Source organism: Streptococcus vulneris, from assembly GCF_019218685.1.
Taxonomy (GTDB): Bacteria; Bacillota; Bacilli; order Lactobacillales; family Streptococcaceae; genus Streptococcus; species Streptococcus vulneris.
Window position 1 is genome coordinate 69653 of the sequence record NZ_JAHUZC010000002.1, and the last position, 13579, is coordinate 83231.

At 40.7% G+C, this 13579-nt stretch carries 12 protein-coding genes; 8 read left to right on the top strand and 4 right to left on the bottom strand.

Features of this window, described 5'->3' with window-relative positions:
* The first annotated feature begins 1 nt into the window (after position 1).
* Positions 2 to 775 (top strand): NUDIX domain-containing protein, encoded by a 774-nt coding sequence (locus tag KUA57_RS02355; protein WP_218493582.1) that lies wholly within the window; start codon positions 2 to 4, stop codon positions 773 to 775.
* A 72-nt stretch (positions 776 to 847) separates the two neighbouring features.
* On the opposite strand, the gene KUA57_RS02360 is transcribed toward KUA57_RS02355, so the two are convergent.
* The gene (locus KUA57_RS02360; protein WP_218493583.1) at positions 848 to 1078 is read right to left on the bottom strand and encodes a hypothetical protein; all 231 of its coding nucleotides are present in this window, start codon (positions 1076 to 1078) and stop codon (positions 848 to 850) included.
* A 279-nt stretch (positions 1079 to 1357) separates the two neighbouring features.
* Between KUA57_RS02360 and KUA57_RS02365 the strand changes: the two genes are divergently transcribed.
* Complete coding sequence (locus tag KUA57_RS02365) at positions 1358 to 2038, top strand: hypothetical protein (RefSeq protein WP_218493584.1); 681 nt, start codon at positions 1358 to 1360, stop codon at positions 2036 to 2038.
* Between the two features lie 69 nt (positions 2039 to 2107).
* Here the strand turns inward: KUA57_RS02365 and KUA57_RS02370 are convergent, their stop codons facing one another.
* The 3 genes from KUA57_RS02370 to hslO are packed head-to-tail and all read right to left on the bottom strand — an operon-like array spanning position 2108 to position 4500.
* On the bottom strand, positions 2108 to 2659 hold the full coding sequence (locus tag KUA57_RS02370; protein ID WP_049487548.1) for a cysteine hydrolase family protein: 552 nt from the start codon (positions 2657 to 2659) through the stop codon (positions 2108 to 2110).
* A gap of 1 nt (position 2660) precedes the next feature.
* The gene (gene dusB, locus KUA57_RS02375) at positions 2661 to 3641 is read right to left on the bottom strand and encodes a tRNA dihydrouridine synthase DusB (protein ID WP_218493585.1); all 981 of its coding nucleotides are present in this window, start codon (positions 3639 to 3641) and stop codon (positions 2661 to 2663) included.
* The gene (gene hslO / locus KUA57_RS02380) at positions 3628 to 4500 is read right to left on the bottom strand and encodes an Hsp33 family molecular chaperone HslO (protein ID WP_115904568.1); all 873 of its coding nucleotides are present in this window, start codon (positions 4498 to 4500) and stop codon (positions 3628 to 3630) included. Before hslO ends, dusB begins: the two co-directional genes overlap by 14 nt.
* A gap of 164 nt (positions 4501 to 4664) precedes the next feature.
* Here hslO and KUA57_RS02385 point away from each other — a divergent pair, with 164 nt between their 5' ends.
* The 6 genes from KUA57_RS02385 (at position 4665) to dltD (ending at position 13180) form a co-directional block, all read left to right on the top strand.
* Entirely contained in the window at positions 4665 to 6092 is a 1428-nt protein-coding gene (locus KUA57_RS02385; protein ID WP_115904567.1) for an AcpB/EbpR/MafR family transcriptional regulator, read from the top strand.
* A gap of 159 nt (positions 6093 to 6251) precedes the next feature.
* A complete protein-coding gene (gene glpK / locus KUA57_RS02390; RefSeq protein WP_070482504.1) occupies positions 6252 to 7760 on the top strand; it encodes a glycerol kinase GlpK in 1509 nt (502 codons plus the stop codon).
* A 41-nt stretch (positions 7761 to 7801) separates the two neighbouring features.
* Positions 7802 to 9628, top strand: coding sequence for a type 1 glycerol-3-phosphate oxidase (gene glpO / locus KUA57_RS02395; RefSeq protein WP_218493586.1), 1827 nt, complete (start codon positions 7802 to 7804; stop codon positions 9626 to 9628).
* Between the two features lie 70 nt (positions 9629 to 9698).
* A complete protein-coding gene (locus tag KUA57_RS02400; protein ID WP_020902151.1) occupies positions 9699 to 10403 on the top strand; it encodes an MIP/aquaporin family protein in 705 nt (234 codons plus the stop codon).
* 402 nt (positions 10404 to 10805) lie between these two features.
* Positions 10806 to 11960, top strand: coding sequence for a D-alanyl-lipoteichoic acid biosynthesis protein DltB (dltB, locus tag KUA57_RS02405; RefSeq protein WP_125446662.1), 1155 nt, complete (start codon positions 10806 to 10808; stop codon positions 11958 to 11960).
* 47 nt (positions 11961 to 12007) lie between these two features.
* Entirely contained in the window at positions 12008 to 13180 is a 1173-nt protein-coding gene (gene dltD / locus KUA57_RS02410; protein WP_061589664.1) for a D-alanyl-lipoteichoic acid biosynthesis protein DltD, read from the top strand.
* The last annotated feature ends 399 nt before the right edge of the window (positions 13181 to 13579 follow it).

A 13579-nucleotide genomic window follows, 5' to 3' on the forward strand; every position in this document is an offset into this window, starting at 1 on the left:
AATGGCGGATACGATGATTCCAGCAGGGATGACGGAAAAAGAATTTTTTGAAGTTCATGCAAGTCAGGAAGAGTTTTTAGACTGGTACTACAAGCAGGAACTCCCTCAATACGAAAAACCAAGTGTGACGGTGGATATGGTAGCCTACTGCTTTGTCGAAGGAAAGATCAAGCTCTTATTAATTCGTCGCAAGGCTCACCCTTATCAAAATTGTTTGGCCTTAGTTGGAGGATTTATGGACAAGGGCGAAGATGCTGCGCATGCCTGTCAGCGTGAGGTGAGAGAAGAAGTTAATCTCGATCTTCCTTTGGAAAAAATTGAGCAATTGATGACCGTATCGACCCCCGGCCGTGACCCACGGGGCTGGACAGTGACCATTGCCCACTTGGTTTATCTGCCTAGTCGTGCATTAGAACTTGTTCAAGCAGGAGACGATGCCAAGGATGTCGTTTTCGTAGATGTCGATTTTCAGACAGGCAAGTGCTTCTTAAAGGGAGTAGAGTTGGAGGAGCAAGCCTTCGCTTTTGACCATTATGCCATTATCCAAGAATCCATCAAACGAATCCAAGGCCGTCTCGACTGGAATCCGACCTTCCTTTATCTGCTGGAGGAGGAGTTCACTGTCTACGAAGGAACTGAACTGGTCAATCTTATCAACCCCGGTCGTCCAATCGTCAGCAATAATTTTCTCGTAAAATACGGAGAATATGTAGAAGAAGTCGGACTCAAACGAGTGCCTAAAAAGAAACCAAGAAAAACCTATCGATTGAAATAAAAAACGAGGTCGGGACAAAGTTCCCGATCTCTTTATTTGCCTTTATTAGTTTGATTTGCTGTTGCGACTGTTTTAGGGATGGCTATCTTTCTTAGAATTACTCAACATGTGAGTAAAGAAGTCTTTGTATCGATACTTGAGATATTTCTCATGCAAAACTAATAAAGCGATATAGAAAATCAAAAAGATTGTAGTCAGATAAAACACATCAAATGCAGTTCGCGCATAGTAAGTTGCTGATTGATAAGAGACAATAGATGTCACAATCAACCAAGGAAGATACTTGTAATATTTGCTTAACATAAGCCTACACCTCCTATATTCTATTTCAATGTTATTATATTCCTTTGCACTTAAAGTTGCAAGCGATTACACAAAAAACAAATTCAAATTTTTAATAGGAAAATCTCCTGTTTTTCTGTTTTATTACGAATAGAAGAGTAGGAGGAGTAAATGTATCTAAAGTATTTAAGATTTTTAAAATAGTTTAGATAAATTGTTGACATATTCAAATTTAAATGTTACAATCATATTACAAAAAGATTTCTTTATATTTCTAAAATATTACAAAGGAGTAGAAAAATGAAAAAGAAAACCTATATCAAATTGATGGCAGCAACTGTATTGGCTTCTACCTTGCTATTAGGAGCTTGTGGAAATAAAAAGGAAACAACTCAAGCAAGCAGTTCTGCTAAGACAAGCCAGTCATCAAGTTCTAAAGTAGCTTCTTCTAGCAAAGAAAGCAAGACTCAGAAGTCCTCAAGTTCAGCTTCATCTGAAAAGGCCAAGGCATCTACCGATCAGTCTTCAGTAAGTGCAACACCATCACAAGCGGCACCTGCACCAGAGCAAAGACAAGGTCAAGAAGTGTCTAATCAACAGGCGGCTAGTCAACAAACTCCTGCTCAGGCTCCTCAAGCCCAGTCTAACCAATCAAGCTATGATCCTACAACTGACCGCAAACTTCAAGACAAACAAGCAGAGCAAAATAAACGCTACAAGGGTGTTTTAACCATGGTAGATGGTGATTTCTCAGCTGCAGCGGGCAATTGGAAGGGAGCAAATGGCGAAACTATCACAGTTTCATCAGGAGGCAAATTCACAGTAGAATCTGCTGATGGAAAGAAAGAAAACTACTCTATCAGAGACTATTCTTATACTCTTGATGATGGTAAGTATAATGCCAAAATTGGTGGGGGAAAAATCATCCAAATTACAACAGGAGCGGATGGTAAGGTTTCCAGTGTTGCTTTGAGTCAATAATAACTCTCAGTATTTGAATTTTTACAATCAAAGAAAATCCGTCAGCTCAATAAGAGTTGACGGATTATTTTATACTTGTACTTGGGTTAAAAATTCTTCTGTAGTAAGAATTTGAGCAAACTCATCTTGTAGAGAAAGGAGATTAATCTCATGGATAGTCTCAGGAGAGATGGCCTGACCGTTTTTGTTAGATAGGGTAAAACTGGCAGTGGCATCTGCTAGTAAAGTGACTTCAAAACCAAGATTTGCTGCCATTCGTGTCGTAGTAGATACACAATGAGGCAGGGTCAAACCAACAACGACTAAATGACAAATCTGATTTTTTCGTAAATATGTTTCAAGATTTGTTCCAATAAAGGCGCTATTAACCGTTTTTTGAAAGACAGGTTCTGCAGTAACTGGTTCAAATCCACTTTTAAACACCTGATTTTGTTTGTTATGAAATTGCGACTGGGGATTGTCAGATATGTGTTGAACGTGTAAGACTGGAAGATCGTGTTTACGAAAGTGTGCCAGTACCCTCAATGCTTGATGTTCAGCTTGAGGGTTATTTCGTTCTCCCCAAATAGGTCTATCAAATGCTTTTTGCATATCGATAACCAGTAGAGCAGTATGAACCATTTTAAGCTTTCTCCAATTGCAAGAGGGCTTCAATCTCTGCCAGAGTGCTAGCTTGTGAAATGGCTCCACGGAGTTTGGCAGCGCCAGATGTTCCACGGAGGTAGTGAGGAGCGAGGCCACGGAATTCACGAACTGCGATCTTTTCTCCTTTGAGGTTAATCAAGCGTTTCAAATGTTCGTAGGCGATTTTCATCTTGTCCTCAAAGGTCAAATCAGGTAGGATTTCTCCTGTTTCAAAATAATGGTTGATTTGGTTGAAGAGGTAAGGATTTCCCATGGCAGCGCGGCCAATCATAACTGCGTCAGCCCCGACTTCTTCGATGCGTTGCTTGGCTTCTTGGACAGTACGGATATCACCGTTGGCGATAAATGGAATCTTGGTCAAAGCTTGAGCGACCTTGTGAAGGGTCTCAAGGTCTGCGTGACCTGTATACATTTGTTCACGGGTACGGCCATGCATGGCGAGGGCAGAAACACCTGCAGCTTCAGCAGCGAGGGCATTTTCTACTGCCAGAGATGGATCGGCCCAGCCGGTACGCATTTTGACAGTAAGTGGGATATCAAGGATAGATTGGACCTTGTTGATGATAGAGTAAATCTTATCTGGATCCTTGAGCCACATAGCGCCAGCTTCGTTCTTCACGATTTTGTTAACTGGGCAGCCCATGTTGATATCCACGATATCGGTTTTGGTGTTTTCTTGGATGAATTCTGCTGCGCGTGCTAGGCTGTCTTCATCACTACCAAAAAGTTGGATAGAAACAGGGTTTTCGCCTTCATCAATATGAAGCATGTGCAGGGTTTTTTCATTGTTGTATTGGATTCCCTTGTCAGAGACCATTTCCATTACAACGAGTCCAGCTCCGAGCTCTTTTGCAATAGTACGAAAGGCTGAGTTTGTCACGCCAGCCATAGGCGCTAAAACGGTACGATTGGGAATCTCAACATTGCCAATCATAAAGGGTGTATTAAGATTTGTCACGAATGAGTTCCTCCAGGTCGTGTTCATCAAAGTTGTAAGTTGTTTGGCAGAATTGACAAGTGATTTCTGCTCCGTGGTCTTCCTCTTTCATTTCCTGCAAGTCTGAGCTTGGAAGGCTAGAAAGAGCGTTCATAAAGCGTTCATGGCTACAGTCACATTGGAAACGGATTTCTTCTTCAGAAAGACGCTTGTAGGCCTCGTCCCCGTAGATAGCCTTGAGAAGGGCTTCAATATGGTCTTCACTTTCCAGAAGGGTTGAGATAGCTGGCATTTCTTGGATGCGTTTTTCAAAGCGAGCAATCTCTTCTTCCTTGGCTCCTGGCAAGACTTGGACTAGGAAACCACCTGCAACCTTGACCTTGTCTTCTTCGTCCAAAAGGACATTGAGGCCGACTGCTGAAGGGGTTTGTTGGCTTTCGGTCAGGTAAAAGGCCAGGTCTTCACCGATTTCCCCAGAGATGAGGGGAGTCATAGAGTTGTAAGGATTTCCAGTACCGTAGTCTGTGATAACGAGGAATTGACCATTTCCAACAAAAGGTCCAACTAGGACTTCACCAGTTGCAGTCTTTTTGATGTCAACACCAGGATTTTGAACGTAGCCTTTGACGTTCCCCTTGGTATCAGCAACGGTGATAATGGCTCCTAGAGAGCTAGATCCCAGTACCTTCACTGTTAGTTTGGTATTTCCTTTTTCATTGGCTGCGAGAATCTGGCTAGCGATAAGAGTTCGACCAAGCGCTACAGTTGAGCTAGCTTGGGTTTGGTGTTTTTCTTGAGCAGTGCGGACGGTTTCTGTGCTATCAAGGACAAAAGCACGAAAGGCTCCGCTTTCTGATATTGTTTTAATAATTTTATCCATAGCTACTATTTTAGCATAAAAATGCCCAAAGGGGGAGCCGTGTGTTTGCTGATTTTCAGGATAATGGACCAGGAAATCAGCATGAAAATAAAAAGAGAAACAGATTATTTCAGCATTTCTAAGATTTATGCTATGCTTAAGGTAGAAAATGAAAGGGGTAACAAATGTATTTAGGAGATTTGATGGAAAAGGCTGAATCTGGCCAATTTTCAATCCTTTCCTTTCTATTACAAGAGTCTCAGACGACCGTCAAGGCTGTAATGGAGGAAACAGGATTTTCAAAAGCAACCCTAACCAAATATGTCACCCTGCTCAATGACAAGGCTTTGGATAGTGGCATAGAGCTGACTATTCATTTAGAAGATGAAAATCTGCGTCTATCGATCGGTGCAACTACCAAGGGAAGAGATATTCGGAGCTTGTTTTTGGAGAATGCTGTTAAATATCAGATTTTGGTCTATCTTCTCTACCACCAACAGTTTTTAGCCCATCAGCTGGCTCAAGAATTGATGATTAGCGAGGCTACGCTTGGTCGTCACTTAGCTAGCTTAAATCAGATTTTGTCAGAATTTGATTTATCTATTCAAAATGGACGTTGGCGAGGTCCAGAGCATCAGATTCGCTATTTCTATTTCTGTCTTTTCCGCAAGGTTTGGTCGAGTCAGGAATGGGAAGGCCATATGCAGAAACCAGAGAGAAAACAGGAGATTGCTACACTAGAAGAAATCTGCGGTGCAAGTTTGTCTTCGGGGCAGAAATTGGATTTGGTTCTCTGGTCTCACATCAGTCAACAGCGTCTTCGGGTCAATGCCTGTCAGTTTCAAGTCATAGAAGAAAAAATGCGAGGGTATTTTGACAATATTTTCTACCTTCGTTTGCATCGAAAGGCTCCTTCCTTTTTTGCCGGGCAACACCTTCCTCTAGGAACTGAGGATGGGGAGATGATGGTATTCTTCTCTTTCCTCCTATCTCATCGCATCCTTCCTCTTCATACAATGGAGTATATTCTTGGTTTTGGAGGGCAGTTGGCAGATTTGCTGACGCAATTGATTCAAGAAATGAAGAAGGAGGAGTTGCTGGGCGGTTATACAGAGGACCATGTCACCTATGAACTCAGTCAGCTTTGTGCTCAAGTCTATCTCTATAAGGGCTATATTTTACAGGACCGCTACAAGTACCAGTTGGAGAATCGTCATCCTTATTTGTTGATGGAACATGATTTTAGGGGAACGGCAGAGGAGATTTTTCATGCTCTACCTGCTTTTCAACAGGGGACGGATTTGGATAAGAAGATTCTCTGGGAATGGCTCCAGTTGATAGAATATATGGCTGAAAATGGTGGCCAGCATATGCGGATTGGTCTGGATTTGACATCTGGTTTTCTTGTCTTTTCAAGGATGGCAGCCATTTTGAAACGGTATTTGGAATACAATCGTTTTATCACCATTGAAGCCTATGACCGAACTCGGCATTATGATTTGCTGGTTACCAATAACCCGATTCATAAGAAGGAACAAGCACCAGTCTATTATTTAAAAAATGACTTGGATATGGAAGATTTGGCAGCGATTCGTCAGTTATTATTCACTTAAAAGGCTTGGTTGTTCCAGGTCTTTTTTGTGAAATTCACACAATCTCCTCACATTTTTTAAAAAATTAAAAAAAGTTGATGAACAAGAAAGCGCTTTATTTTGTATACTAGTTAGTGTAAAGAGGAAACATCCTCAAGATCTTTATCAGGAGGACAGCACATGTCACAAGAAAAATACATCATGGCCATTGATCAGGGAACTACAAGTTCTCGTGCCATTATTTTCAACAAAAAAGGAGAAAAGGTCAGCTCGAGTCAAAAAGAGTTTACCCAGATTTTCCCTCAGGCAGGTTGGGTAGAGCACAATGCCAATGAAATTTGGAACTCAGTCCAGTCAGTTATTGCGGGTGCTTTCATCGAAAGTGGTGTGAAACCAAGTCAAATCGAAGCAATCGGAATTACCAACCAGCGTGAAACAACGGTTGTCTGGGATAAGAAAACAGGGCTTCCGATCTATAACGCAATCGTTTGGCAGTCACGCCAGACAGCACCTTTGGCTGAGCAACTAAAAAGCCAAGGTTATGTGGAAAAATTCCATGAAAAGACTGGTTTGATCATCGATGCTTACTTCTCAGCGACTAAGGTTCGTTGGATTTTGGATCATGTAGAAGGCGCTCAAGAGCGAGCAGAAAAAGGAGAATTGCTCTTTGGTACTATCGATACTTGGTTAGTTTGGAAGTTGACTGACGGTGCGGCTCACGTGACGGACTACTCAAATGCAGCTCGTACCATGCTTTATAACATTAAAGAACTTAAATGGGATGATGAGATTTTGGAAATCCTCAACATTCCAAAGGCTATGCTTCCGGAAGTTCGTTCTAACTCTGAAATCTACGGTAAGACAGCGCCATTCCATTTCTACGGTGGAGAAGTGCCAATCTCAGGTATGGCTGGGGACCAACAAGCAGCCCTCTTTGGACAGTTGGCCTTTGAACCAGGTATGGTCAAGAATACTTATGGAACAGGTTCTTTCATCATCATGAATACCGGTGAAGAAATGCAGTTGTCTGAAAACAATCTTTTGACAACCATTGGTTACGGAATTAACGGCAAGGTTTACTATGCCTTGGAAGGTTCTATCTTCATCGCAGGAAGTGCTATTCAGTGGCTTCGTGACGGTCTTCGCATGGTGGAAAATTCACCAGAATCTGAAAAATACGCTCGTGATTCTCACAACAACGATGAAGTTTATGTCGTTCCAGCCTTTACAGGTCTAGGTGCTCCATACTGGAACCAAAATGCTCGCGGTTCTGTCTTTGGCTTAACTCGTGGAACAACTAAAGAAGACTTTATCAAGGCAACTCTTCAATCTATCGCTTATCAAGTCCGTGATATCATCGATACGATGCAAGTGGATGCGCAGACAGCTATCCAAGTCTTGAAAGTAGACGGTGGTGCAGCTATGAACAATTTCCTCATGCAATTCCAAGCTGATATTTTGGGAATCGATATCGCACGCGCCAAAAACTTGGAAACAACAGCTCTAGGGGCAGCCTTCCTAGCAGGTTTGTCAGTGGGCTATTGGAAAGACTTGGATGAGTTGAAACTCTTGAACGAGACAGGAGAACTCTTTGAACCATCGATGAACGAATCTCGCAAGGAACAACTCTACAAGGGCTGGAAGAAGGCTGTAAAAGCAACTCAAGTCTTTGCGGAAGTAGACGACTAATACTGGAAGAATAAAGCGACTCAGTTAGAAAGTGTGTAAATATGGAATTTTCAAAGAAAACACGTGAATTATCAATTAAAAAAATGCAGGAACGAACCCTGGACCTCTTGATTATTGGTGGAGGAATCACTGGTGCTGGTGTAGCTTTGCAGGCGGCAGCTAGTGGTCTTGAAACTGGTTTGATCGAAATGCAGGACTTCGCAGAAGGAACATCAAGTCGTTCAACAAAATTGGTTCACGGAGGTCTGCGTTACCTCAAACAATTTGACGTGGAAGTGGTGTCAGATACGGTTTCTGAACGTGCAGTAGTTCAACAAATCGCTCCACACATTCCAAAACCAGACCCAATGCTCTTGCCAGTTTACGATGAAGATGGAGCGACCTTTAGCCTCTTCCGTCTGAAAGTAGCCATGGACTTGTACGACCTTTTGGCAGGGGTTAACAATACGCCAGCAGCCAACAAGGTCTTGAGCAAGGAAGAAGTCTTGGAACGTCAACCAAACTTGAAGAAAGAAGGCTTGGTAGGAGGCGGGGTTTACCTTGACTTCCGTAACAACGATGCGCGTCTCGTGATTGAAAACATCAAACGTGCCAATCAAGATGGTGCCCTCATTGCCAACCATGTTAAGGCAGAAGGCTTCCTCTTTGACGAAAGTGGCAAGATTACTGGTGTTGTAGCTCGTGATTTGTTGACAGACCAAGTCTTTGAAATTAAGGCTCGTCTGGTTATCAACACAACAGGTCCTTGGAGCGACAAGGTGCGCAATTTGTCTAATAAGGGAACACAATTCTCACAAATGCGTCCAACTAAGGGAGTTCACTTGGTAGTGGATTCAAGCAAAATCAAGGTTTCACAGCCAGTTTACTTTGATACAGGTTTGGGTGATGGCCGTATGGTCTTTGTTCTCCCACGTGAAAACAAGACTTACTTCGGTACAACCGATACAGACTACACAGGAGATTTAGAACATCCAAAAGTGACGCAGGAAGATGTAGATTATCTGCTTGGCATTGTCAACAACCGCTTCCCAGAAGCTAATATCACCATTGATGATATCGAAAGCAGCTGGGCAGGTCTTCGTCCATTGATCGCAGGCAATAGTGCTTCTGACTACAATGGCGGAAATAACGGAACCATTAGCGATGAGAGCTTCAATACTTTGATTGCGACTGTCGAAGCTTATCTATCGAAAGAAAAAACGCGTGAAGATGTTGAATCTGCTGTCAGCAAGCTTGAAAGCAGTACCTCTGAGAAACATTTGGACCCATCCGCAGTTTCTCGTGGTTCTAGCTTGGACCGTGATGATAATGGTCTGCTGACCCTTGCTGGTGGTAAAATTACAGACTACCGTAAGATGGCTGAAGGAGCTATGGAGCGCGTGGTCGATATCCTCAAAGCAGAATTTGACCGTAGTTTTAAACTCATCAACTCTAAGACTTACCCTGTTTCAGGTGGAGAATTGAATCCAGCAAATGTGGACTCAGAAATCGAAGCCTTTGCGCAACTTGGAGTGTCACGTGGATTGGATAGCAAGGAAGCTCACTATCTAGCAAATCTTTACGGTTCAAATGCACCGAAGGTCTTTGCCCTTGCTCACAGCTTGGAACAAGCGCCAGGACTCAGCTTGGCAGACACCTTGTCCCTTCACTATGCAATGCGCAATGAGTTGGCTCTTAGCCCAGTTGACTTCCTCCTTCGTCGTACCAACCACATGCTCTTTATGCGTGATAGCTTGGACAGCATTGTAGAGCCAGTTCTAGATGAAATGGGACGTTTCTACGAATGGACAGAAGATGAAAAAGCAACTTACCGTGCTGATGTCGAAGCAGCTCTTGCTAACAACGATCTAGCGGAATTGAAAAATTAAGAAAAACTAGAAGAGAGGGAGACAAGCCTTCCTTGCCTTCCCTCTCCTTCTTTAAAATGGAGACAACGATATGATGAAAGAATTATTTGGAGAATTTTTGGGGACTTTAATCCTGATTCTTCTAGGAAATGGTGTTGTTGCAGGTGTGGTTCTTCCTAAAACCAAGAGCAACAATGCAGGTTGGATTGTGATTACTATGGGTTGGGGAATTGCTGTAGCCGTTGCGGCTTTTGTATCTGGCACGCTCAGCCCAGCCCACCTAAATCCAGCTGTAACGTTTGCGATGGCCTTAAAAGGAACGCTCTCTTGGGCTTCCGTTTTCCCATACATCCTAGCTCAGTTCGCAGGGGCTATGCTGGGTCAGATTTTGGTTTGGTTGCAATTCAAACCGCATTATGAGGCAGAAGAAAATGCAGGCAATATCCTGGCAACCTTCAGTACTGGACCAGCTATAAAAGATACTGTATCAAACTTGATTAGTGAAATCCTAGGAACTTTTGTATTGGTATTAACAATCTTTGCTTTGGGACTTTATGACCTTCAAGCAGGAATCGGAACCTTCGCAGTGGGAACTTTGATTGTCGGTATCGTTCTATCACTAGGTGGAACAACAGGTTGTGCCTTGAACCCTGCGCGTGACCTTGGACCTCGTATCATGCATAGCATCTTGCCAATTTCAAACAAGGGAGACGGAGATTGGTCTTACGCTTGGATTCCAGTTGTGGGACCTGTTATCGGTGCAGCCTTGGCCGTGCTTGTATTCTCGCTTTTCTAAGATATTAAAACTCAATTATTCATACCTCAATAAACATAACTTACAAAAACGACTAAAATAAGGAGCACTTTCTCACTTCATTTTGGTCGTTTTGATTTTTTAAGTTTATATACTGGTGCTGATTACTATTTCAGCTAAAAAGGCAGAATTCTTCACTGGTCCCTTCATCAATTTTTTGTTCTTGAATTTTATTTATTGTGTGAATAATTTTGTCTCATTATTGGGGTTCAGTACTAAGAGTCAGTTGGATTTTTTATTTTAAGAAATAAAATAACAGAAGTATTTTTAGTTTTTAAATTATGATATAATGAATAAAGTTAACTATCTTTGGTAATATGATAGGAACTAATCTTAAAAAGATAAATCATGAGATGAGAAAAAGAAAAAAGGAGTTTGGCTGGTATGAATTATTTCGAGGGGAATGAGTTTTTCCTTCTTTTGTTTGTAGTTTTACTGATTGGTTTTGTGGTAAACTTTTTTGAAAAACGTAAGGACTACTATATTTTGGTGCTCTCCCTCTTATTTGCAGGAGCTATTTATGGCAAGAGTAGAGCAATGATTGTCTATTTAATCTCCTTTGTAACTTATCAATATTTTCTGGTTTTCATAGCACAGAGGATAGAAACAAAGCGGCTGAAACCTCTGGTTTTCCTTTCTATTTTTCCTTTGGTGATCAATAAAGTCTTTGCCCTGACTTCTCTGCATTTGTTGGCCTTTATTGGAATTTCTTACATGTCCTTTAAGACCATTCAGATCATGCTGGAGATATCGGATGGCTTGATTAAAGAAAAGATTAGCATAAAAGACTACCTGCAATTTTTACTTTTTTTCCCTACAGTTAGTGCTGGTCCGATTGATCGGAGTAGGAGATTTTTAAAAGAGATAAACGAGGTCATGCCTCGAAAAGAGTATCTAGAGTTAGCAGGGGACGGTGTGTATCGTATCGTTCTAGGCCTTCTCTACAAGGTTGTTTTGTCAACCTATGTTTATCAGATGTTACTCGCTCTAAATAATACTGGCACAGTCGTTTACTCAATCAAGTATATGTACCTCTATACCTTGTATCTGTTCTTCGACTTTGCAGGCTATAGTCTAATGGCCGTTGGAAGTAGCAACATTCTAGGTATTCAGACACCGATGAACTTTAACAAACCTTTCTTGAGTGTCGATATCAAGGATTTCTGGACCAGATGGCATATCACCTTGTCGACCTGGTTGAGAGATTTTGTATTTTCAAGAGTATTGATGCAGGTTATCAGGAAAAAATGGTTTAAAAATAGACTACACAATGCAACCTATGCCTATATGGTCAATATGTTGGTCATGGGTTTTTGGCATGGCCTTAGTGTTAGCTACATTGTTTATGGTTTTTATCATGGTGTCTTGATGGCTGGATTTGAAGTGTATCAAAAGAAAAGCACTTTTTATAAGAAAAATAAAAACAAAAATTGGTATAAACTACTAAGTTGGTTTGTGACCATGAATTTGGTTATGATTGGTTTCTTTATCTTTTCAGGTGAACCCTATAAAATCTTACTGACGATTTTAAAGAGATAAGAAATTGAAAAGAGATTGGACGGATCGAAGGGATAGGATAAAACGAGATGATTAAACTAAAAGCATTTTTGCTATCGCTTGTGCTCGTAATTGCGACGCTTGCCCTTTTAAATGTGACATACGTCAAGAAGATTGATGATTATTATAAAGTAAAGGATAACAGTATTCGCTATAGCACTTCGTATGAAAAGTATAAAAGTAGAGATATTCTGACAAGCAATATTACTCCCAATACATTTGTTTTATTGGGATCATCTGAGTTGGTTGCGACTATAAATGAAGACTATCATCCCAATAAAATTTTTAACTACAACGATTTTAATATCATGCAGATTGGAACCAGCTATTCACAAAACATCATTCAGGCTACGACCTTGGGCTCAATTGAAGGATCTATGACTAAGCGAAAAGTGGCTATAATAGAGTCGGTTCAGTGGTTTGAAAAAGATGGGACTCATCAAGATGCCTTTTTGAACAAGGCTTCTCAGGAACATATTTTCCATATGCTAGATAATGATAAGATTAGTAAGGAAACGAAAGAAAAACTAATCAATCGCATTATCGAGATTACCAAGGGGAACAAGCAACAAAATGACATCTACAAAAAATACAAAAGTTATTTCATAGATGAGAAAGGAACGATTGTTGATAAAAAACTATTAGAGTTTGATAACGCGATTTATTCCTTTAAACTCAAACAGACTTTTTATCAAAAACATGCCAAATCAGATTATCCTTCACTAGGGGATAAAACCCCAGACTATGATTGGGAGAAAATGACGAATCAGTTTGTAGAAGAGGTCAAAAAGAAAACAGACAATAATGATTATGCTGTTGATAATAACTACTACAATACCTATTTAAAAGATCGTTATACATCGCTGAAGAATTCTAATAAAGATTTGAGCTACCTCGAGTCACCAGAGTATTCAGATATGGAACTTTTCTTGACAGTTGCCAAAGAATTGGGCATTGAAGTTGAGGTCATTATTTTCCCAGTAAACGGGAAATGGAATGACTACACAGGTGTCTCAAGAGAGATGCGGGAGAAAACTTATAAAAAAATAGAAGATGTCGCAAAAAGCCATGGTGCAACAGTACTAAACTATGGAAACAGAGAGTACGATGATTACTTTTTATTTGATGTGATGCACGTTGGAGTGAAAGGATGGATGGAAGTTGAAAAAGAACTATACAAATTTGCAAACCAAGATAACTAACACACACCGTTTAATCTTGTGGACGTTATTTTTCTATACGGTTATCTTAAGCATCGTGATTTATTGTTTTGTTACCGATTTTTCGAACATTCAAGAATTTATCTATAGTGAATTCTAGGATTACATACTATAAAAATCTCTAGATAAAGGGAACTGCACCGATAAAGTGAGACATAAGATAAGGCTCTATAATATTTATAGTGGAAAAATCCTCTATAGGTAGTATGGAGCCTACTTTGTTGTAGCTCCCCATATAATCCATACTGAAAAGCATTTAAGCTATCATTAGAAAGAATTATATGGAACAAATTAATGTTACTGGAACGTAGTGAAAATAGACGGGTAAACAATTGAAAAACTAGTCTATAAAGTGGTATAATAGCAGAAAAATAAATTAGT

What these genes read in the sequence shown, in the direction of transcription:
- dltB (WP_125446662.1), top strand. Translation starts at nt 10,806, where the DNA reads ATGAATTATTTCGAGGGGAATGAGTTTTTCCTTCTTTTGTTTGTAGTT.
- glpO (WP_218493586.1), top strand. Translation starts at nt 7,802, where the DNA reads ATGGAATTTTCAAAGAAAACACGTGAATTATCAATTAAAAAAATGCAG.
- glpK (WP_070482504.1), top strand. Translation starts at nt 6,252, where the DNA reads ATGTCACAAGAAAAATACATCATGGCCATTGATCAGGGAACTACAAGT.
- KUA57_RS02365 (WP_218493584.1), top strand. Translation starts at nt 1,358, where the DNA reads ATGAAAAAGAAAACCTATATCAAATTGATGGCAGCAACTGTATTGGCT.
- KUA57_RS02360 (WP_218493583.1), bottom strand. Translation starts at nt 1,078, where the DNA reads ATGTTAAGCAAATATTACAAGTATCTTCCTTGGTTGATTGTGACATCT.
- dltD (WP_061589664.1), top strand. Translation starts at nt 12,008, where the DNA reads ATGATTAAACTAAAAGCATTTTTGCTATCGCTTGTGCTCGTAATTGCG.
- KUA57_RS02355 (WP_218493582.1), top strand. Translation starts at nt 2, where the DNA reads ATGGCGGATACGATGATTCCAGCAGGGATGACGGAAAAAGAATTTTTT.
- hslO (WP_115904568.1), bottom strand. Translation starts at nt 4,500, where the DNA reads ATGGATAAAATTATTAAAACAATATCAGAAAGCGGAGCCTTTCGTGCT.
- KUA57_RS02370 (WP_049487548.1), bottom strand. Translation starts at nt 2,659, where the DNA reads ATGGTTCATACTGCTCTACTGGTTATCGATATGCAAAAAGCATTTGAT.
- KUA57_RS02385 (WP_115904567.1), top strand. Translation starts at nt 4,665, where the DNA reads ATGTATTTAGGAGATTTGATGGAAAAGGCTGAATCTGGCCAATTTTCA.
- KUA57_RS02400 (WP_020902151.1), top strand. Translation starts at nt 9,699, where the DNA reads ATGATGAAAGAATTATTTGGAGAATTTTTGGGGACTTTAATCCTGATT.